Annotated in this window: 18 protein-coding genes and 1 tRNA gene; 13 read left to right on the forward strand and 6 right to left on the reverse strand. The window is 64.9% G+C overall.

Annotated elements, in window-relative coordinates; genetic code table 11:
- Positions 1–43: 43 nt before the first annotated feature.
- The 4 genes from SP6_RS03575 to SP6_RS03590 all read right to left on the reverse strand — a co-directional run bounded on the left by SP6_RS03575 (position 44) and on the right by SP6_RS03590 (position 3478).
- Positions 44–604 carry a PAS domain-containing protein gene (locus SP6_RS03575; RefSeq protein WP_037568147.1) on the reverse strand — a complete coding sequence of 187 codons (561 nt, stop codon included), beginning with the start codon at positions 602–604 and terminating at the stop codon, positions 44–46.
- A 135-nt stretch (positions 605–739) separates the two neighbouring features.
- On the reverse strand, positions 740–2602 hold the full coding sequence (locus SP6_RS03580) for a M61 family metallopeptidase (RefSeq protein WP_007404475.1): 1863 nt from the start codon (positions 2600–2602) through the stop codon (positions 740–742).
- Between the two features lie 136 nt (positions 2603–2738).
- Positions 2739–2812: transfer RNA gene (locus SP6_RS03585), tRNA-Cys, on the reverse strand.
- A gap of 459 nt (positions 2813–3271) precedes the next feature.
- Positions 3272–3478, reverse strand: coding sequence for a hypothetical protein (locus SP6_RS03590; protein ID WP_007404302.1), 207 nt, complete (start codon positions 3476–3478; stop codon positions 3272–3274).
- 225 nt (positions 3479–3703) lie between these two features.
- On the opposite strand from SP6_RS03590, the gene SP6_RS03595 reads away from it, so the two are divergent.
- The 5 genes from SP6_RS03595 (at position 3704) to SP6_RS03615 (ending at position 10929) form a co-directional block, all read left to right on the forward strand.
- Positions 3704–4372 carry a protein-L-isoaspartate O-methyltransferase family protein gene (locus SP6_RS03595; RefSeq protein ID WP_007404390.1) on the forward strand — a complete coding sequence of 223 codons (669 nt, stop codon included), beginning with the start codon at positions 3704–3706 and terminating at the stop codon, positions 4370–4372.
- The gene (locus SP6_RS03600) at positions 4372–5898 is read left to right on the forward strand and encodes a TolC family outer membrane protein (protein ID WP_007404389.1); all 1527 of its coding nucleotides are present in this window, start codon (positions 4372–4374) and stop codon (positions 5896–5898) included. The genes SP6_RS03595 and SP6_RS03600 overlap by 1 nt, the downstream gene beginning before the upstream one ends.
- A gap of 50 nt (positions 5899–5948) precedes the next feature.
- A complete protein-coding gene (locus SP6_RS03605; RefSeq protein WP_007404394.1) occupies positions 5949–6512 on the forward strand; it encodes a DUF2497 domain-containing protein in 564 nt (187 codons plus the stop codon).
- A gap of 73 nt (positions 6513–6585) precedes the next feature.
- Positions 6586–8211, forward strand: coding sequence for a histidine kinase famiy protein (locus SP6_RS03610; protein WP_050794139.1), 1626 nt, complete (start codon positions 6586–6588; stop codon positions 8209–8211).
- Positions 8212–8256: 45 nt separating this feature from the next.
- Entirely contained in the window at positions 8257–10929 is a 2673-nt protein-coding gene (locus tag SP6_RS03615) for a valine--tRNA ligase (protein ID WP_007404338.1), read from the forward strand.
- A 40-nt stretch (positions 10930–10969) separates the two neighbouring features.
- On the opposite strand, the gene SP6_RS03620 is transcribed toward SP6_RS03615, so the two are convergent.
- Positions 10970–12748 carry a cation:proton antiporter domain-containing protein gene (locus SP6_RS03620; RefSeq protein WP_007404323.1) on the reverse strand — a complete coding sequence of 593 codons (1779 nt, stop codon included), beginning with the start codon at positions 12746–12748 and terminating at the stop codon, positions 10970–10972.
- A 133-nt stretch (positions 12749–12881) separates the two neighbouring features.
- Here SP6_RS03620 and SP6_RS03625 point away from each other — a divergent pair, with 133 nt between their 5' ends.
- Positions 12882–13310 (forward strand): c-type cytochrome, encoded by a 429-nt coding sequence (locus tag SP6_RS03625; RefSeq protein ID WP_007404455.1) that lies wholly within the window; start codon positions 12882–12884, stop codon positions 13308–13310.
- Between the two features lie 293 nt (positions 13311–13603).
- On the opposite strand, the gene SP6_RS03630 is transcribed toward SP6_RS03625, so the two are convergent.
- Positions 13604–14824, reverse strand: coding sequence for an NADP-dependent isocitrate dehydrogenase (locus tag SP6_RS03630; protein ID WP_007404436.1), 1221 nt, complete (start codon positions 14822–14824; stop codon positions 13604–13606).
- Between the two features lie 142 nt (positions 14825–14966).
- Here SP6_RS03630 and SP6_RS03635 point away from each other — a divergent pair, with 142 nt between their 5' ends.
- The 7 genes from SP6_RS03635 to SP6_RS03665 all read left to right on the forward strand — a co-directional run bounded on the left by SP6_RS03635 (position 14967) and on the right by SP6_RS03665 (position 21349).
- Positions 14967–15689: a phosphatidylserine decarboxylase gene (locus SP6_RS03635; protein ID WP_007404274.1), complete on the forward strand. Its 723-nt coding sequence runs from the start codon at positions 14967–14969 to the stop codon at positions 15687–15689.
- A 3-nt stretch (positions 15690–15692) separates the two neighbouring features.
- Entirely contained in the window at positions 15693–16505 is an 813-nt protein-coding gene (pssA, locus tag SP6_RS03640) for a CDP-diacylglycerol--serine O-phosphatidyltransferase (protein WP_007404420.1), read from the forward strand.
- 543 nt (positions 16506–17048) lie between these two features.
- Complete coding sequence (gene rpsB, locus SP6_RS03645) at positions 17049–17858, forward strand: 30S ribosomal protein S2 (RefSeq protein WP_007404486.1); 810 nt, start codon at positions 17049–17051, stop codon at positions 17856–17858.
- A gap of 159 nt (positions 17859–18017) precedes the next feature.
- Complete coding sequence (gene tsf / locus SP6_RS03650) at positions 18018–18953, forward strand: translation elongation factor Ts (RefSeq protein WP_007404374.1); 936 nt, start codon at positions 18018–18020, stop codon at positions 18951–18953.
- A 351-nt stretch (positions 18954–19304) separates the two neighbouring features.
- Positions 19305–20030, forward strand: a complete 726-nt coding sequence (pyrH, locus tag SP6_RS03655) for a UMP kinase (RefSeq protein WP_007404426.1) — start codon at positions 19305–19307, stop codon at positions 20028–20030.
- A gap of 3 nt (positions 20031–20033) precedes the next feature.
- Positions 20034–20591: a ribosome recycling factor gene (gene frr / locus SP6_RS03660; protein WP_007404456.1), complete on the forward strand. Its 558-nt coding sequence runs from the start codon at positions 20034–20036 to the stop codon at positions 20589–20591.
- A gap of 41 nt (positions 20592–20632) precedes the next feature.
- Positions 20633–21349, forward strand: a complete 717-nt coding sequence (locus SP6_RS03665) for an isoprenyl transferase (protein ID WP_007404387.1) — start codon at positions 20633–20635, stop codon at positions 21347–21349.
- Positions 21350–21414 lie beyond the last annotated feature (65 nt).

Below are 21414 nucleotides of genomic sequence, written 5' to 3' on the forward strand. Positions count from 1 at the left end.
GTCTGGTCCTGGTCAGAATGGTGGGGCGACAGCCGCGTCGCTCTCACGGAAAGGCGGCTCGGTCGAGGTCGGACAGGGTCAGCTTGGCTTGCGCGATCGTCGCGGCGGTATTGGCGATGGCGGTCAGCGACCCTTCCAGCACCATGCCGCTTTCGGCCAGGATCGGGGTCAGTCGGCCGAGCGTACGCCCCAGTTCCGCGTCATAGGCGGACAGGCGCTCGGGCTGCGAACGGCTGACGTCGAACTGCGAGGCGAAGATATAGGGCATGTGACCGCCCAATTGCCGCAGCTTCGACATGTAAAGCAGGTTGACGAAGGGCGAGCCGTCCTTGCGGAAATTGATCAGCGTCGTGCGGACATTCAACTGGCGGTCATTGGTCAGGAATTCCCGAATGCGATCGCGCGCCTCGACATTGTCGGCGTCGCGCTGCAGCATCCGACAATTCCGCCCGATCATCTCCTCGCTGGTATAGCCGGTCAGTTCCCGGAAACCATGATTGATGAAAATCAAGGGGTTGTCGTCATTCGCATCAGCCAGGGCCAGTGCGATGGGTGATTTATCCAAATACGCGGCCAAATGACCCGGAATAGCAAGATCGTGCACTGAACAGGCTCCCTGACGCGCATTCGCATGGCTCCCCCCATGCCGCAAGGGCGGATCATCCGGTTGGGCCCCAAAAATCTGACCTATATCAACACGCGCGCCGATCATCACGTTCCCGTGCCGATCGGTGATCGATCAGGACGGGGAGGGCACCTTGCTACCCAGCCAATTGTCGCGGAAGCGACGCTGCACGGCGGTCAGTGGCTGGCCGATCTTCTCATTGGCCACGATCTCCATCTTCGGATCGGCGGTGAGCGTCAGCACCGCCTGTCGCTCCCCGGTACGGCCGCGATAGATGATCGGCAGGCGGTCGCCGGGCACGTGACGGTCGAGCAGTACGGTCCAGGCTTCGACGGTCGGCATGGGCTGTCCGTCCAGGCTGACGATCACATCATCCTTGTCCAGCCCCGCGTCATAAAGCGCGGTGCCCGGCCGGGTAGGCGCGGAGACGGTCAGCTTGCCGTCCTGCACCGCCGGTGCCGCACCGGCCCAGGCGGCCTGGGGATGCGCGGCACGCAGGGTGAATCCGGCCTGGGCGAGGAGTGGGGCGAAGTCGGGCAGGCCGCTCGCCGTCACGCTGCGGGCAAAGAAGCCATCGGCAAAACCCTGGTCGCCGGTCAGTTGCGCCAGGGAGCGGCGCAGATCGTCGGGGCGATAGGCGCGTTCGGGCTGGCCATAGTCGCGCCAGAGCTGGCGCATATAGGCGTCGAGCGAGAGCGCGGGGAAACGCTGGCGCAGTTCCAGGTCGAGCGCGAGCGCGATGATCGCGCCGTAAGGATAATAAGAGACGTAGATGTTGGGATTGGTCGGATCAATCGACTGGGCCGCGTCGACGAAGGGCGCGCGCAGGCTCATTTCCTGCGGATCGCCATAGCGTCGCGCCGGGGTGGTGAGCAGCGAATTGAGCGTCCGCGACAATTGCTCGACATAGGCGTCGAGCGTCATTTCGCCGGCGCGCAGCACTGACAACGGCCCATAATATTGGGTGAACCCCTCGGCCAGCCACAGCGAGGGCGTGGCATTGGCGCGGGTGAAGTCGAACGGCTCCAGCTCGGCCGGGCGGATGCGCTCGACATTCCAGGCGTGGAAGAACTCGTGCGCCAGCGTCTGGATCTGCTGAAACTTCGCATCGGCCAGCGACCTGGGGGTGCTGATCACCGTCGAGTTGCGATGTTCCATGCCATCACCGCTGATCTGCGGCATATAGTCGGCCAGGAAGGTGTAGGTGCCATAGTCGAAGGGCGGCGGGGCGCCGAAGACGGCGATTTCCTGCGCCACGACCTTCTGCGCCATGGCGGCGAAGCGATCGAGGTCGGCTGACGTGCCCTCATGATGCACCGCCAGCCGGATGGTATAGCGTTTCGCGCCGTCCGCGACGGTCCAACTGCGCATGTCATGCGCCGACAGCTCGACCGGGCTGTCCATGAAATACTGCAGATCGCGCGCAGTGAAGACGTTGGGATCGGTCGTCGGTGCCAACTGCGTCGCGATCTTCCAGCCGGTGGCAGGGTGGAAGCGGACCTGGATCGGGCGCTGATCCTGCCCGACCGCCCAGAGAAAGGTGGCGGGGGTGTTCAAATGAGCATGGGTCGGATCGATCTGCGCATAGGTGCCGTCGCCGCGATCGCCGAACAGCGTGTAGCGGACGGTGACCGTGCCGTCGTGACGCTCTACGCCCCAGCCATAGGGATCGCTGCGCGTCACCGCGAGCGGGCGGCCCGTGCCGTCGGTCGCCGACACCGAATAGACATTCTTGGCGAACTCATGGAGCGCGTAGCGCCCCGGTGAGGAGCGCGCCATCTGGAACCGCACCGGCCCGGCCGGCAGCCCACGATAGGTGACGCTGACCTGTGCCTCATGATGTTCAGGATGCGGAAAGGCGATGTCATATTCGACCGGCGCGCCCTGTGTCGGGGGCGTGGCCGTCGTCTGGCCCCATGCCACCGAGGGGGTGGCGTTCAATAGAGCCAAGACCGCCGTCATCGTCATCGCGCGCATCCGCATCCCCTTCCTCACTACCGAAGGGTCGGACTTACGCGGTCCAAGAGGTTGGGGTCTATCGCTTTTCGTGAGTGTGTCGGGATCGATTCGGCTTTGCGCCGCAAGCCAGATGCGATCGATCCGCTCGAAAATCTGGAGGCGCGACCGGGAATCGAACCCGGGTGCAAGGATTTGCAGTCCTCTGCGTCACCACTCCGCCATCGCGCCTCGATGCGTGGGAGGCGGGCATTTCTGCGGTTTTTGTCCCGCTGTCAACAGCGAGTGTGCGGTGGATCAGAAAACTACGCGCTGTTCCTGTTCCGGTCTCGCGGGAATCAGGCCTGGCGGCGGGCGATTGAGGAAGCGCTCACAGGGTTGTACAGCATATCGAAGCGGCAACGTCCTGCCTGTGTTTTGGAAGGACAGATGACACGGCTCTGGTGAGTCTTGTTCCGGGCCATCACAATGGTGAGGCCTCGCGATCCCGCGCAATATACTGTCCAGCCGCGTCAGTCTGAATTGGCCCGATCGTTTTCAGGCGTTGGGCTGCCATCTGCGGGGGCTGGGTAGGGTGCCACCGCCGCCCACCGATCTGTAGAAAAAAGCGGGCCATCGCTTTGCATTAGGGCGGCTATCCACCTCCCGATCAACTTTAAATCCCCGACCAAAGCCCGCCATGTCCGGGCTTTATTGCACTGCCGTCTCCGCCACCGCTACGGCCGCCGCTCTACCCCGCCGCCGTTCCATTTTCTGCGCCTCGGATACGCCTTGTCCGAATGTCGCGACTGCGGGCTGTGCGTTCAACCTCTGCTCCAGATAGCCGGCGGTGATCGATCCGCCCAGGACAGCGGCGCCGATAATGCCGGCACCAAGAAAGCCTGTACTCCGTTTCATGGGGCTACTCCAGAATGAGCCGAGTGGCGGGAAGCGCCGGAATGCCGGTGAAACGGGAAGGCGTGCGATTGGCTCCTCCTGTCACATTTTGTCGCAAAGCGGACGCCGATCGGGTTCGCCAGCCGGCATCCCTCCGCTTGGCGGAACCGAGTGGGCGCGATAGAAGCGGCGGGAACCAAATTAGTGTATTGCACAACTAAAACGGCTGTGCGACAGGGATGGGCCATGATGACGACCAGCAACGAATCCTCGAATTTCGACGCCATGCGCCACGCAATGGTGGCGAGCCAGTTGCGTACTACGGCGGTCAACGACCAGCGGGTCGTGGCGCAGATGGCGCGCGTTCCGCGTGAGGCGTTCGTGCCCGAAGGCCTGCGCGAAGTGGCTTATCGTGACGGCACGATCGACCTGGGGCAGGGGCGTGCGGTCAACCTTCCAATGGCGACCGGCCGTCTGCTGACCGAGGCCTATCTGGAAGCCAATGACCGCGTCCTGCTGATCGGTGCGGGCACCGGCTATACGGCCGCCTTGCTTGCCGGGATCGTGGCCGAGGTCGTTGCGGTCGAGGAGAGTGCCGAGCTGCTCGCCGCCGCTCGCACCGCGCTGGCCGGCGATGCCAAGGTCAAGCTGATCGAGGCGCCGCTGACCGCCGGCTATCCGGCCGAAGCGCCCTATGACGTGCTGGTCATCGACGGCGCGGTCGAGGAAATCCCCTCCGCATTGATCGAGCAGGTGCGTGTCGGCGGTCGTATCGTCACCGGTCTGGTCGACAAGGGCGTGACCCGTCTCGCCAGCGGTCGTCGGACCGAGGGTGGTCACGGCGTGCGTCCCTTCGCCGATGCCGAATGCGCCATCCTGCCGGGCTTCGCTCGCCCCCGAGCGTTCCAGTTCTGATGTCGATGCGTCCGTCCCTGACCTCTGGCGTCCTGATCGGTTCGGCGCTGCTGCTGGCCGGGTCCGCTTCGGCGGAAACGCTGCGCGAGGCGATGGTGCGGGCGTATCAGAGCAACCCGACGATCACCGGTCAGCGCGCCGCCCAGCGCGCGACCGATGAGAATGTGCCGATCGCACGGTCCAACGGCCTGCCGTCGCTCCAGTCGCAGGCGCAGTTCACCGACAACGTCATTGTCGCGAACAACAACTTCCTGAACCCGGAACGGGTGGCGACGGGTGCGCTGCAATTGTCGGTCCCGCTTTATCAAGGCGGCGCGGTCAAGAATGCGGTGCGCGCGGCGGAGACGCGGGTCGATGCGGGCCGGGCGCAGCTCCGCGGGGTCGAGGCCAATTTGTTTACCAATGTGGTGGCGGCCTATATGAACGTCATCCGGGACGAGGCGATCGTCAACCTCAACACCCGGAACGTCAACGTGCTGGAGACCAATTTGCGCGCCTCGCGCGATCGGTTTCAGGTAGGCGATCTGACCCGTACCGATGTGGCGCAGTCCGAGGCGCGGCTGGCGCAGGCGCGCGCGCAGTTGCAGTCGGCGCAGGCCAATCTGATTTCCAGCCGCGAAAATTATGTCCAGGTGGTGGGCGTCGCGCCGGTGGGGCTGGAACAGCCGCCCGCGCTCCCCGCGCTGCCGGCCTCGCCCAACGAGGCGGTGGGCGTCGCGCTGGAGCAGAACCCGCAGTTGATCGCGGCGCGACGCAACGCCGACGCGGCTCGCTACGACATCAATGTCGCGCGCGCCAACCGGCTGCCGCGTATCGCGGCGGTGTCGAGCGGAAACTATTTCAACTATCTCGGCTCGATCAACGTGCCGGCGGGCGCAGGCAACGTGCCGACCTCGGGCGTGAACGCCACGGTGGGCGCGCAATTGACTATGCCGCTGTTCCAGGGCGGTCGTCCGGCGGCGCAGGTCCGCCAGGCCGAGGCGCTGCGTGGCCAGGCGCTGGAAAACACCACCGCGACCGAGCGGCAGGTCGTGGCGCAAGTCCGCTCCGCCTATGCCGTCTGGCAATCCTCGCAGGAGGTGATTGCCTCGGCCGAATCGGCGGTGCGCGCCAACTCGCTGTCGCTGGAGGGCGTGCGCGCCGAGAACAGCGTTGGTACCCGCACCGTGCTCGACATCCTGAATGCCGAGCAGGAATTGCTGAACAGCCAGGTCACGCTGGTGACCGCGCGGCGCGATGCCTATGTCGCGGGCTTCGCGCTGATCGCGGCGATGGGCAATGCCGAGGCGCGCGACCTGGGGCTGGACGGCGGTTCGCTCTACGATCCGGTGACCAATTACAAGCGGGTGCGCAACCGCATCAATGACTGGGACGGCGATGGTGAGCCCGCGCCGGTGGCCAGCACCACCGCCGGAACCCCGGCGCAAACGGCGGCGATTACCCGTCCGCTCGATGCCGATGTGAACGCCCCTGTTGACAGAAGCCCCGCATTAACCACAGGTGCTTCGTCACCGAACCGGCAATAACGCCGGTCACAAGGCTTGGGGGCCTGGGGGCTTCAATGGGGATTGCGGTCATGGGTGAGATCAGCGCCGAACCGTCGATGGAGGAAATCCTTTCCTCGATCAAAAGGATCATCGCCGAAGAGGGCGAAGTGCCGACGCGTCAGCGTCGTCAGCCGCGCCCCGTGCCGTCGCCAGTCGCCGAGGATGACGAACCCGAGATCCTGGAGCTCAGCGATCCCATGCCGCTGCGCATGAAGGTCGAAGCCGCTGCCGCGCGTGCCGCCGAATCGGCGTTGCGCAGCGCGCCCGAGCCGATGCCGGCTGCCCCGGAACCCGTGGCACCTTCGCCGGCTCCGACCGCAGCGGCCCCGGTCGCGCCGGCCGAGCCCGTCCATGCCTCGGAAAATGAAGAGGCGATCGTGTCGCCCCGCGCCGCGGAGGCGAGCCGCGGCGCTTTGGAGTCGCTCAGCCGGATGATGGTCAAGCCCGAACCCAGCAGCGACGGCACCTTGGAGGGGCTGGTCCGCGAGATGCTCCGCCCGATGCTGCGCGAATGGCTCGACGCGCATCTGCCGGAGATGGTCGAGGCGATGGTGGCCAAGGAAATCGCCCGGATCACACGCGAAGGGCGCTGATGCCGCTGGCGGGGAATCCGTCGGGCATGACTGTCATGGTGGAACCCGCGTCCCATCGCCGGGTTCGTTGGCCATGACCGCGATCGACAGGCCCGCTGATACGGACAAGGCGAAACACGCGCCGGTGTCGTCGCCGCCCATTGCGGACGCGCGCCCGCCGCATTCGGGCCAGTCGGACATCTTCTTCGCGGCGGTGAAGACCACGCGGATGCCGATGATCGTCACCGATCCGCGCCAGCCCGACAACCCTATCGTCTTCTGCAATGAAGCCTTCAGCTTCATGACCGGTTATTCCGAGGACGAGATTCTCGGCACCAATTGCCGGTTTCTGCAAGGTCCGGAGACCGATCGCGACGTTGTGGCGCAAATCCGCGCGGCGGTGGAGCGGCGTGACGAGATCGCGGTCGAACTGCTCAACTATCGCAAGAACGGCTCGACCTTCTGGAACGCGTTGTTCGTGTCGCCGGTCTATGACGATGCGGGCGAACTCGTCTATTTCTTCAGCAGTCAGCTCGACATTTCGCGCCGGCGCGAGGCCGAGGATGCGCTGCACGAGGCGCAGAAGATGGAGGCGGTCGGCAAGCTGACCGGCGGCATCGCGCATGACTTCAACAATCTGCTCCAGGTCATCATCGGCTATTCCGACATATTGGATGCACGAATCGATGCCGGCGACCGCAGCGGGCGTCGCGCGGTCGAGGCGATCGGTGCAGCCGCCGCACGAGGCGCAACGCTGACCCAGCAATTGCTTGCCTTCGCCCGCAAGCAGGAACTGCGTGACCGGCTGCTCAACTTCAACCAGTTGATCGAGGATTTCCGCCCCATCCTCAACCGGACCGCGGGCGAGGGGATCGTTCTGCGGCAGCGGCTGGAGGAGAATCTCTGGAACTGCCGGATCGATCCTGTCCAGGCGGAGATGGCGCTGCTCAACATCGTCAACAATGCGCGCGAGGCGATCGTGCGCAAAGGCGATCAGGGCGTCGTGACCATCTCGACCCGCAACATGATCCAGTCCGCCGATCAGCCCGAAGGCCCGGCCAATCTGGAGGCCGGCGAATATGTGATGGTGCGGATCGCCGATGATGGTCCCGGCATCGATGCCTCGATCGCCGACAAGGTGTTCGATCCCTTCTTCACCACCAAGGAAATGGGGAAGGGGGCGGGACTGGGCCTCGCCATGGTCTATGGCTTCATGCGGCAGTCGGGCGGACTGGCGACGGTCGATCCGGAGGCCGAGGGTGGAGCGGTCCTGTCGCTCTATTTCCCACGCGCGGCCGGCGTGACCGAACGCCGGGCCAGCCCGGTGCAGCCCGCGCGCAAGGGCGGGGCCGAGCGCGTGTTGATGGTCGAGGATCAGGAGGATGTCGGCGATCTGGGTCGATCGATGCTCGAGGATCTGGGCTATGATGTCGTCCTGACACGCAGCGCGCGTGAGGCGCTCGATTATCTCGCGGGCGATAGCGATTTTCAGTTGCTCTTTACCGACATTCTGATGCCCGGCGGCATGAACGGCGTCGCGCTTGCACAGGCGGTGCGGCGTGACTACCCCCGCCTGTCGGTGCTGCTGACCACCGGCTTTGCCGATGAGGCGATCGATGAGGGCGCGCGCTCCTACGAGTTGATCCGCAAGCCCTATCGCCGCGCCGACCTCAACGAGCGGATTCGCGCGGTGCTCGATCGGCCCGGCGCCAGAACCTGACGGCAGCATCTGGCGCAAGCCGACGCGGCTGATTAAGGCAGCGTCATGACTGAGCTGCCCAAGACGTTCGACCCCGCCGCAATCGAAGCCCGCTGGTATGGCCATTGGGAGGAAAAGGGCCTGTTCCGCCCCGACCGCCCGAACGCCGAGCCCTGGACGATCGTCAACCCGCCGCCCAACGTCACCGGCAACCTGCATATCGGCCACGCGCTCGACAACACGTTGCAGGACATTCTGGTCCGCCATGCCCGATTGAAGGGAAAGGATGCACTGTGGGTCGTCGGCACCGATCATGCCGGCATCGCGACCCAGATGGTGGTCGAGCGCCAGATGAATGCGCGCGGCGAGAAGCGCACCGACTTCACCCGCGACCAGTTCCTGGAGAAGGTCTGGACGTGGAAGGCGGAGAGCGGCGGCCAGATCACCGGCCAGCTGCGGCGTCTGGGCTGCTCGATGGACTGGGCGAACGAGCGGTTCACCATGGACGAAGGCTTCAGCAAGGCGGTGCTGAAGGTTTTTGTCGACCTTTACCGACAGGGTTTGCTCTATCGCGACAAGCGGCTGGTCAACTGGGACGCCGGGCTGGGCACCGCGATCAGCGACCTGGAGGTGGAGACGCGCGAAGTGAAGGGCAGCTTCTGGCGTCTGCGCTATCCGCTCGCCGACGGATCGGGTTTTATCGAGGTTGCGACGACCCGGCCCGAGACGATGCTGGCTGACATGGCGGTCGCGGTCCATCCCGAGGACGCGCGCTACACCGCGCTGATCGGCAAGCAGGTGCGTCTGCCGATCACCGGCCGCCTGATCCCGATCGTCGCCGACGAACATGCCGACCCCGAACTGGGTTCGGGCGCGGTCAAGATCACGCCCGGCCATGACTTCAACGACTTCGAGGTCGGCCGCCGTGTGGGCATCGAGGCGCGCGATATGCTCAACATGCTCGATGCCAAGGCGTGCATCGTTCAGACTGCTGACGGGCTGATCCCCGACGCGTTCGTCGGCCTGTCGACAACCGAGGCGCGCAAGGCCGTTGTCGCGCGGCTGAAGGATGAGGGCGTCCTCATCCCGCATATCGACAAGGACGGCACCGAGTACGATGCCGAGCCGCGCACGATCCAGACGCCTTTCGGTGACCGTTCGGGCGTGGTGATCGAGCCGTGGCTGACCGACCAATGGTATGTCGATGCCAAGACGCTGGCCCAGCCCGCGATCGAGGCCGTGCGCTCGGGCAAGATCAAGATCGTGCCGCAGGCTTGGGAAAAAACCTTCTTCAACTGGATGGAGAATATCCAGCCCTGGTGTGTCAGCCGCCAGCTCTGGTGGGGCCACCAGATTCCAGCGTGGTTCGCCGAGGACGGCCGGGTGTTCGTCGCCGAGAGCGAGGAAGAGGCGCAAGCCGAGGCAGGCGAGGGCGTGACCCTGACGCGCGACCCGGACGTGCTGGATACGTGGTTCTCGTCCGCGCTCTGGCCCTTTGCGACGCTGGGCTGGCCCGATAATGGCGACAAGACGCTGGCGGGCCGCTACCCGAACGACGTGCTGATCTCCGGCTTCGACATCCTGTTCTTCTGGGACGCGCGGATGATGATGCAGGGCATCCACTTCATGGAAGATGTGCCCTTCAAGACTTTGTATCTCCACGGTCTTGTCCGTGCCGCCGACGGCTCAAAAATGTCGAAGTCGAAGGGGAATACGGTCGATCCGCTGGGCCTGATCGACCAGTATGGCGCCGACGCGCTGCGCTTCTTCATGGCGGCGATGGAGAGCCAGGGCCGCGACATCAAGATGGATGAACGCCGCGTCGAGGGCTATCGGAACTTCGCAACCAAGCTGTGGAACGCGGCGCGCTTTGCCCAGGCGAACGGCATCGGCGCCTCGACCATGCTGGAGGCTCCCAACGCCACGCTGGCGGTCAACAAGTGGATCATCGCCGAGACGGTGAAGACCGTACAAGCGGTCGACCTCGCGCTGGCCGATTATCGTTTCGACGGCGCGGCGAACGCGATCTATCAGTTCGTCTGGAGCCGCTTCTGCGACTGGTACCTCGAACTCATCAAGCCTGTCCTGCAAGGCGGCGAAGAGGGCGGCGAGGAAACCCGCGCCGTCGCGGGCTGGGTGCTCGACCAGATCCTGGTCCTGCTCCACCCCTTCATGCCCTTCATCACCGAGGAACTGTGGCATGCCATGGGCGCGCGCGATCATGACCTGATCGTCGCCCATTGGCCGATGGCGGATGCGCGCGCGCTCGACCGCGAGGCGGAGCGCGAGATCGACTGGCTGATCCGTCTGGTCAGTGAAATCCGCGCCGCACGGACCGAGCTCAACGTGCCGCCTGGCGCGCGCCTGCCGATGCATGTCCGTGACGCCAATGACGCGACCAAGGCGCGTCTGGAGCGGCAGGCCTCCGCATTGGCCCGTCTCGCCCGCGTCGAGGCGGCGGACGGCGAAGCGACCGGCGGTGCCGCGCAGGTGGTGGTCGACGAGGCGACCTTCGTCCTGCCGCTGGAGGGGGTGATCGACCTCGACGCCGAGCGCCAGCGCCTGACCAAGGCGATCGCCGCCGTCGAGAAGGAGCGGGACGCGCTGGGCGGGCGACTGGGCAATGCCAGCTTCGTCGAACGCGCCAAGCCCGAAGCGGTGGAAAAGGCCCGCGCCGACCATGCCGACAAGATGGCCGAAGCGGCACGGCTTCACGCGGCGCTCGGCCGCCTGGGCTAATCGCTATTCCGCCCCATGCTGAAGCATGGGGCGGATTTGCTCAGCCCTGTTCCCCCAACCGTCGCAGCCGCCGGATACGCGGCTCGCGCTGCAACTGCGCCTCGCGCCGGATGACCTGCCGCAGTTCGTCGCGCTTCTCGTGGATCGAGGCGATCACCGGCCCCATCGCCACGCCCAGATCGACCAGCACCGCCTCGGACAATTGCAGCGAGCTTTCCAGCGTTTCGGGCACCGCCTCGCTGACGCCCGCGCGGTAGAGTTCGGTCGCATGCGCCATGTCCCGCGCGCGCGCGATGATCGGCAGGTCGGGGGCGGCCTGTCGGATGCGACGCGCCAGCCTTACGGTCAGCACCGGATCGTCCATCGTCAGGATGAGGGCACGGGCGGCGGGCAGGTGCAGCCGGTCGACCAGTTCCGCCCGCGCGACATCGCCGAAGAGCACCGGATAGCCAGCGCGCCGGGCTTCACTGACCGAATCGATATCCGCTTCGACCGCGACATAGGGCTGGCCATGGACGGTCAGCATGTCGGCGATCATCTTGCCGACGCGGCCGAAGCCGATGATGACGGTGCGTCCCGCATCGGCCTCCAACTCCGGCGCGGCGGGGCCATCGCCGCTGCGCGCTTCGATCCGGCGCGAAATGACGCGCCCGGCCTTGGCGAGCAGCGGCGTGATGGTCAGGCCGATCGCGGTCACCGTCTGCCAGAAGCTGGCGGTCGAAGGCAGGATGAGCTGCGCCTGGGCGGCGGTGCCCAGCACGATCAGCGTCGTCTCTGACGGGCTGCCCATCAGCAACCCGGTCTCCGCCGCCACGCCTCGCCGGGCATGCGCGACGCGCAACAGCAAATAGGTGACCACCGCCTTCACTGCGACGACGCCGACCACCGCGAGCAGTAGCATGTCCCAATTTTTGGCGATCAGCCGCAGGTCCAGGCTCATGCCGACGGTGATCAGGAACACGCCCAGCGCCAGCCCCTTGAAGGGGGCGGTCATCACCTCGACCTCCGAATGATATTCGGTTTCCGCGATCAGCAGTCCGGCGAGAAGCGCCCCGACGATCGGCGACAGCCCGGCGGCGGTCGTGGCGACGCTGGCGACGATGACGACGAGCAGCGAGGCGGCCAGGAACAGCTCCGGGCTCTTGGTCCGCGCCGCCTGGGCGAAGAGGCGGGGGAGGACGAACTTGCCGCCGAGATACATGGCGACCACGGTCAGGCCGCCGCGCAGCGCCACGCCCGCAATCCCGACCCAGCCTTCATCGGTCGCGGTCGGCGCCATGGCACCCAGTGCGAAGATGATGGGGACGAGCGCGAGATCCTCGAACAGCAGCATGGCGAAGGCACCGCGTCCCACCGGGCTGGTGGTGCCGACCAAGGGGAGCACCAGCGCGGTCGAGGAAAGGGTCAGCGCCAGCCCGAGCCCGATCGCGCCCGCCAACCCCTGGCCCATCAAATGCAATGCCCCGCCGATCAGGATCGCCGAGCCGAGCAACTCGGCCGCGCCGGTACCGAACACCAGCCTGCGCATCGCCCAAAGCCTACGAAAAGAAAGCTCCAACCCAATGGAAAACAGCAATAATATGATGCCGAACTCGGCGAAGGGTTCGATCGATTCCGGATTGGAGATCGTCAGATAATAGAGCCACGGCGCATGGGGGACGAGCGATCCGAGCCCTGCCGGCCCCACCAGCAATCCCACCAGGATGAACCCGATGACCGGGCTGACGCGGAAGCGGGCAAAGGCCGGGATGACGATCCCCGCCGAACCGAGGATGACGAGAGCGTCGGAGAAACCTTGATTGTCGAGCCGTAATGCCATGGTGACAGACTAACCCGGCTTTGACCTGCTTGTCAGTCCGTTATTCCCGCGAAACGAGGATGAGACGATCGGTCCACTGACCAAGGGTCGGTGGCGGGGCTAGGGGGCGGCCATGAATGGCCTGTCTCGACGCATGATATTCCCGCTTTTGTCGATGCTGGCGTTGGCCGGCTGTGGGGATGGCGACCGGGCGGCGCGGCTGAAGGCGGCGGGGCCCAATCCCTCGCTGGACGCCCTGATGAAGGTCGCCGATGCGGATGCCGGGGCACGAACCTTTGGGCAATGCTTGGCGTGTCATACCATCGGCAAGGGCGAGTTGGATCGGGCAGGGCCCAATCTCCATGGCATCATGGGCAAGCCGGTAGCAGGCGGCAGTGCGCGTTATGGCTATACCGCCGCGCTAGAGCGGGTCGGCGGGCATTGGGACCGGGCGACGATGAATCGCTGGCTGACCTCGCCACAGCGCTTCGCACCGGGTACGAAAATGACTTTTGAGGGCTTGCCCGATCCACTCGCGCGGGCGGACGTCATTGCGTATCTGGAGCGGGAAGGGCGGCAATAGGCCGATGGGCGTAATGGCTCGTTGAACGGCGGGAGCGGGGTGTGCGCTTCGACTTCGCTCATCATGACGCCTTGGGGGCGCATGGCCTTACGCCCGTTGCAAAGTTGAAAAAGTATAATCCCATCCCCCGTTCAGCCTGAGCGCAGTCGAAGGCCTAGGGATTCCGGTTCGCTCTGAGGGAGATGGGAGAGGTTTCAGCGTAGCCTTCGACTTCGCTCAGGCTGAAGGCAGGTCTAAAAAAGGGCCCGGAGACTGGCGCCTCCGAGCCCCTTCTTCACAATTTTGCGACAGAATTACTGCCAGTTGCCCATTTCGGTTTCGAGGTTCACGCGGATCGCCTCGAAGAACTGCTCGGTGGTCATCCAGGGCTGGTCCGGGCCGATCAGGATGGCGAGGTCCTTGGTCATCTGGCCGTTCTCGACGGTCTTGATGCAGACCTTCTCCAGCGTCTCGGCGAAGCGGACGACGTCGGGGGTGTTGTCGAACTTGCCGCGGTACTTCAGGCCGCCGGTCCAGGCGAAGATCGACGCGATCGGGTTGGTCGAGGTCGCCTTGCCCTGCTGATGCTGGCGATAGTGACGCGTCACGGTACCGTGCGCTGCTTCCGCCTCGATCGTCTTGCCGTCCGGGGTCATCAGGACCGAGGTCATCAGGCCCAGCGAACCGAAGCCCTGTGCGACCTGGTCCGACTGCACGTCGCCGTCATAATTCTTGCAGGCCCAGACGAACTCGCCGTGCCACTTCAGTGCCGAGGCGACCATGTCGTCGATCAGGCGGTGCTGATACTCGATGCCCGCCGCCTTGAACTGGTCGGCGAACTCGGCGTCGTAGACTTCCTGGAAGATATCCTTGAAGCGGCCGTCATAGGCCTTCAGGATGGTGTTCTTGGTCGACAGATAGACCGGCCAGCCGCGGCCTAGGCCATAGTTCATCGAGGCGCGTGCGAAGTCGCGGATCGATTCGTCGAGATTGTACATGCCCATGGCGACGCCCGAGCTGGGGAAGTTGAACACCTCCTCCTCGATCGTCTCGCCATTCTCGCCTTCCCACTTCATGGTCAGCTTGCCCTTGCCGGGCACCTTGAAGTCGGTCGCCTTATACTGGTCGCCGAAGGCATGACGGCCGACGACGATCGGATGGGTCCAGCCCGGGATCAGGCGGGGCACGTTCTTGATGACGATCGGCTCGCGGAACACCACGCCGCCCAGGATGTTGCGGATCGTGCCGTTGGGCGACTTCCACATCTTCTTCAGGCCGAATTCCTCGACGCGCTGCTCGTCGGGGGTGATGGTCGCGCACTTGATCGCGACGCCATACTTCTGGGTGGCGTGGGCGCTGTCGATCGTCACCTGGTCGCCGGTCGCATCGCGATTCTGGACCGACAGATCGTAATAGGCCAGCTCGATATCGAGATACGGCTTGATCAGGCGTTCGCGAATCCATTCCCAGATGATCCGGGTCATTTCGTCGCCGTCGATCTCCACGACGGGGGTATTTACCTTGATCTTCGCCATATGCGCATCCTTCAGATTAGGCTGGTTTGCCACGCGTCTAGGGGAGGGGGCGCGGCGGATCAACCACCCCTCGGGATAGGCGAAAGGGCCGGGGCGAACCGAAAAGATTGTGCGATGGCCGGTGGACAGGTAGACAGGCCCGATGCCTTCGCTTGAAAAGCCTCCCATCGCCACCACCACGGTCAAGTGGCGTTTTCCCGCCGTCCATCCTGAAGGGCGCAAATATGTGCTGATCGGGGCGGGTCTGACCCTGCTCGCCACGCTGATCACCAAGATATTGTTCTGGCCGTTCGTCGGCCTGTGCATCTGGATCGCGGCGTTCTTCCGCGACCCCGTGCGTACCACGCCGCAGGGCGACGACCTGATCGTCGCACCCGCCGATGGGTTGGTCACCATGATCCAACGCGTGCCGATCCCGCGCGAACTGGTCGGCGAACTGGGCGAGGCGCCGCTGGTCCGCGTGTCGATCTTCATGTCGGTGTTCGACGTGCACATCAACCGCACACCGATCGCGGGCGTCATCCGTCAGGTCGTCTATATCTCGGGCAAGTTCCTGAATGCCGATCTCGACAAGGCGTCGGACGAGAATGAGCGCCAGCATTTCGTGGTCGAGGGGCGCGATGGCCGCAAGATCGGCTTTACCCAGATTGCCGGCTTGGTCGCGCGCCGCATCGTCGGTTTCGTCAAGCCGGGCGACATGGTCGCCGCCGGTCAGCGCGTCGGCCTCATCCGCTTCGGCAGCCGCGTCGACGTCTATCTGCCCGATGACGTCACGCCGCAGGTGTGCCTGGGCCAGCGTTCGGTGGCAGGTGAGACCGTGCTTGGCCGTGTTGGCGGCAGGCCGATGACCGGCATCGCGCAATAATCCATGGCGATTTCTCCCCGTTTCGCGCGTCGCGGTCCGCCGCGTGGTTTGCCCCTCCGGGCGATCGCCCCCAATGCGGTGACGGCGCTCGCGCTATGTTCCGGTCTGACGGGCGTGAAGTTCGCCATCGCCCAGTCCTGGGAAGCGGCTGTCACCATGATCATGGTGGCGGCGGTGCTCGATGGGCTGGACGGGCGGATCGCGCGCTTGCTGCGGGGGGAGAGCCGTTTCGGGGCGGAGCTGGATTCGCTCTCGGACGCCATTTCCTTTGGCGTCGCGCCGGCGTTGATCCTGTATCTCTGGTCGCTATGGACCTTGCCGCGCATCGGCTGGATCGCGGCCCTATTGCTCGCGGTATTCTGCGCGCTTCGCCTTGCGCGGTTCAATTCGCAATTGGATGTCGTTGATCAGCCCCGCAAGACGGCCGGCTACTTCACCGGTATTCCCGCGCCGGCGGGTGCAGGCTTGTCGATGCTGCCGCTCTATCTCTGGTTCTGGACCGGCGAGCCGTTTTTCGCTTCGCCACTGCTCGTCGCGCCTTGGGTGACGCTGATCGCGCTGCTCATGGTGTCGAGCGTGGCAACTTTTTCATGGACCTCATTCCGCCTCCGTCGCAACGTCCGGTTCGAGGTCTTGGCGATCATCGTACTAGTAGGGGCCGCGCTGCTGTCAGCCCCTTGGCATGCCTTAACGGCGCTTTCGCTGGCCTATTTGGGCAGCATCCCGTTCAGCATGATCGCCTATGGTCGGGTCAAGCGGCTGCGCGGCGGCGCCACGCCATCGCGGGGGCTGGCGAGCCCGCCGCCCAGCGCCTGACGGCGATACGACGCTCGGCTACGACCAACGTAGCCAAGGGGGTAAAGGCTGGCTCCACATGGCCGGTGGCCAAGTGAAGGATGCGGCGCCACTGAGGGGCGATCATCATCGCGATGGTGGCGATGGCGGCGACCAAGGCGCCCGTGAAAATCAGAACACTCACCACGATCATCATGATGTCTGCCTCCTGCCTTACCATATAGTCCGGCATATTAACCGGGCTGTAACCATTGGAATTTTTGATCAGTTCCGTCGCTATCACCGCAACAACAGGATGAGTCGTGCCAACGCAGCGACGTTGCGTTGGCGATTCACCGCTATCAAGTCATGTTCCCTCTTGCGATCATCTTATGTTCCACCCTTGTTCCTGAGTCAATGGGGCTTAGAACAAAAGTGAACGGGTGTTCGCGCTTGCATTCCCATCCGTCGTTCGCTAAGGGCGCGCTCCTCAACACCGCATGGGAAGCATCATATTTCGGTGCGCATGGGCTTTGCCCGCCGCGTCATCCGCTTCCCAGAGGCATAACCGGAAGGAATTAGATTATGGCGGCACCCGTCGTCACCATGCAGCAGCTGGTCGAAACCGGCGCGCACTTCGGCCACCAGACCCACCGCTGGAACCCGAAGATGAAGCCCTACATCTTCGGCGATCGCAACGGCGTCCATATCCTTGACCTGTCGCAGACCGTGCCGCTCTTCGCGCGCGCTCTGGAGTTCATCAGCTCGACCGTCGCGGGCGGTGGCAAGGTTCTGTTCGTCGGCACCAAGCGCCAGGCGCAGGAGCCGGTCGCCGAGGCCGCGCGTCGTGCGGGCCAGCATTTCGTCAATCACCGCTGGCTGGGCGGCATGCTCACCAACTGGAAGACGATCTCGAACTCGATCAAGCGCCTCAAGACGCTCGAAGAGCAGCTCTCGGGCGACACGCACGGCCTGACCAAGAAGGAAGTGCTGAACCTGACCCGCGAGCGCGATAAGCTCGAGCTGTCGCTGGGCGGCATCCGCGACATGGGCGGCGTGCCCGACGTGATGTTCGTGATCGACGCCAACAAGGAAGAGCTGGCGATCAAGGAAGCCAACACCCTGGGCATCCCCGTCGTCGCGATCCTCGATTCGAACGTTTCGCCCGACGGCATCGCTTTCCCGGTTCCGGCGAATGACGACGCCAGCCGCGCGATCCGCCTGTATTGCGAAGCCGTGGCGATCGCCGCGACCCGTGGCAACAACGAGCAGCAGCGCCGCAGCGGCGCGGATTTCGGCGCGATGGCCGAGCCGCCCGTGGAGGAAGCGCTGACCGTCGCTCCGACCGAAACCGCCGAACAGGCCGTCGAGGCCGAGCGCCAGATCGACGCCTAATCGCGTGACAAGGCCCCGCGGTGCGGGCGGGGCGATCATCGACCGGGCGGGGCAACCTTTCGGTCGGTGACATCGGCTTGACATGCAAGCCGTGCTAAGGGCCGCCTCCGATGGGGCGGCCCTACCCGCATCCCCCTTTTCAGACAGAGGATTGAGACAATGGCCGATATCACCGCAGCGATGGTCAAGGACCTGCGCGAAAAGAGCGGCGCGGGCATGATGGACTGCAAGAAGGCGCTGGCCGAGGCGAATGGCGACATGGACGCCGCGCTGGACTGGCTGCGCACCAAGGGCCTGGCGGCCGCGCAGAAGAAGTCGAGCCGTACCGCCGCCGAGGGTCTGGTCGGCGTCGCCACCAGCGGCACCGTCGGTGCCGCCGTCGAAGTGAACTCGGAAACCGACTTCGTCGCCAAGAACGACCAGTTCCAGGCGTTCGTGAAGGACGTGACCGCGATCGCGCTGAAGACCAGCGACGACATCGAGGCGCTGAAGAACGAAGCGATGCCGCAGGGCGGCACCGTCGCCGAAGTGCTGACCAACAACGTCGCGACGATCGGTGAGAACCAGTCGCTGCGTCGCGCCAAGCGCCTCGCAGTGTCGAAGGGCGCGGTCGTGTCCTACGTCCACAACCAGCAGGCACCGGGCCTGGGCAAGATCGGCGTGCTGGTCGCGCTGGAGTCGGAAGCCGCCGACGAGACGCTGCAGTCGCTCGGCCGTCAGCTGGCGATGCACATCGCCGCTGCCTTCCCCAAGGCGCTGAACGAGGAAGACCTGGACGAGGCCGAGATCGAGCGTGAGCGCGCGATCGCGACCGAAAAGGCCGCCGAGTCGGGCAAGCCTGCCGATATCATCGCCAAGATGGTCGAAGGCTCGATCGCCAAGTACCGCAAGGAGCACGCGCTGGTCAGCCAGCTGTTCGTGATCGACGGCAAGACCAAGATCAGCGACGTTGTGGCGAAGGCCGGCAAGGACGCCGGTGCCGAAATCAAGCTGGTGGACTATGTCCGCTTCCAGCTGGGCGAAGGCATTGAGAAGGAAGCGTCGGACTTCGCAGCAGAAGTGGCCGCGGCTTCGGGCGTTCCGCAGAAGGCGTAATTCCTGCGTCGTCCCGTGATGGGACGATGAGGCTAGGGGAGCGGCTGCCGGAAGGTGGCCGCTCTCTTTGCATATAGGGGGCGGTGATCTCCCCACGCTGGGTTTGAACGGGGCGGGCTCTCCCATCCTCCGTTCACCCTGAGCGAAGTCGAAGGGCACGCGATGAACGGAGTCCCATGGGCTTCGACTTCGCTCAGCCTGAATGGGGGCAGGGGAGTTTGAAATGCCAAGTCGTTTTCGTGAGACACTGCGCCCCCACGAAATTCCCCGCAACCCGCCGCTCTACGGTTGCCCGCTGCCCGGACGCCGCCTAAGGTCCGCGCCACTTTCATGACCAAGATCCGAGAAACGATGACCACCCCGCCCTTCAAACGTATCCTCCTCAAATTGTCGGGCGAGGTCCTGATGGGCGAGGGGGGCTTGGCCATCTCGCCGGAGATCACCGCGCGCGTCGCGCAGGAGATCGCCGACGTGCGCGCCAAGGGCTATGAGCTGTGCGTCGTCGTCGGTGGCGGCAACATCTTCCGCGGCCTGTCGGCAGCGGCCAAGGGCATCGAGCGGGCCACCGCCGATTATATGGGCATGCTCGCGACCGTGATGAACGCGCTGGCCGTCCAGAACGCGTTGGAGCAGATCGGCGTCGACACCCGCGTTCAGTCTGCCATCCCGATGTCGAGCGTCTGTGAGCCCTTCATCCGCCGCCGTGCCGAACGGCATCTGGAAAAGGGCCGCGTGGTGATCTTCGCCGCCGGGGTCGGCTCGCCCTTCTTCACCACCGATAGCGGTGCCGCGCTGCGTGCCGCGGAGATGAAGTGCGATGCGCTGTTCAAGGGCACCAGCGTCGACGGCGTCTATGATGCCGACCCGAAGAAGGTGCCGACCGCGACCCGTTACGAGACCGTCAGCTATTCCAAGGTCCTGTCCGATGACCTGAAGGTCATGGACGCCTCGGCCATCGCGCTGTGCCGCGACAACAATATCCCGATCGTCGTCTTCAATATCCGCGAACATGGCAATTTCGGTGCCGTGCTGGCCGGCGAAGGCGTGTCGACGATCGTCCAGAACCAAGGAGCGTAAACCATGGCCGCGTATGACAAGTCCGATCTCGAACGCCGCATGCAGGGCGCGGTCGAATCGCTGAAGCATGATCTGAACGGCCTGCGCACGGGTCGCGCATCGACCGCGTTGCTCGATCCGGTCACCGTCGAAGTTTACGGCAGCCACATGCCGCTGAACCAGGTCGCGACCGTCTCCGCGCCCGAGCCGCGCATGCTCTCGGTGCAGGTGTGGGACAAGTCGAACGTGTCGTCGGTCGAAAAGGCGATCCGCTCGGCGGGTCTGGGCCTGAACCCGATCAATGACGGCCAGACGCTGCGCCTGCCGATCCCCGACCTGACCGAGGAGCGCCGCAAGGAGCTTGCCAAGCTCGCGAACAAGTATGCCGAGAGCGCGCGCATCGCGGTGCGCAATGTGCGCCGCGACGGCATGGATAGCCTGAAGACCGACGAGAAGAAGGGTGTGTTCGGCGAGGACGAGCGCAAGCGTCACGAGACCGAGGTGCAGAAGCTGACCGACGCGACCATCGCTGAGCTGGACGCTGCGGCCGCGGCCAAGGAAAAGGAAATCCTGGGCAAGTGAGTCCTCCGGCCGCCTCGGCCCAGACGGCTCTGGGGTCGCTGGTGGCCGTGCCCGATACGGGTGCGGTCCCGCGTCACGTCGCGATCATCATGGACGGCAATGGCCGCTGGGCCAAACGCCGTCTGCTGCCCCGCTTCGCCGGTCACAAGGCCGGTGTCGACGCCGTGCGCCGTATCGCGCGCGCGGCACGGGCGATGGGGATCGAGGCGCTGACGCTCTATGCCTTCTCTTCGGAGAATTGGCGGCGGCCCGAGACCGAGATCAGCGACCTGATGGGCCTGTTGCGCATCTTCCTGCGCAAGGACCTGGCCGAGCTGGTATCGGACAATGTCCGGCTGCGGGTGATCGGCGATTATCGCCGCTTCCCGGCCGATCTGGTCGCGATGATCGACGACGCGATCGCGCGGACCTCGGCGAATACCGGTCCCATCCTCGCGATCGCGCTGAATTATGGAGCCCAGGCCGAACTGGTCGAGGCGGCCAAGCGGCTGGCGCTCAAGGTCGCGGCCGGCGAAATGGATGCCGAGGCGATCACCCCGGACGCGATCGAAGGTGAGCTGCAGACGAACGGCCTGCCGCCGCTGGACCTCGTCATCCGCACGTCGGGGGAACAGCGTCTGTCCAATTTCCTGTTGTGGCAGGCGGCCTATGCCGAATTGCTGTTCGTCGACACGCTCTGGCCCGATTTCGACGATGCGGCGTTGGTCGATGCGGTGGCGGAGTTCGGCCGACGACATAGGCGTTTCGGCGGCCTGTGACCGAATCCCAATCTGATCCTGCCGGTGCGCCTGTCGAGCCGCCGGCAAAGCCCCCCGCCTCCGGC

It is taken from the genome of Sphingomonas paucimobilis NBRC 13935 (assembly GCF_000739895.2).
Lineage (GTDB): Bacteria > Pseudomonadota > Alphaproteobacteria > Sphingomonadales > Sphingomonadaceae > Sphingomonas > Sphingomonas paucimobilis.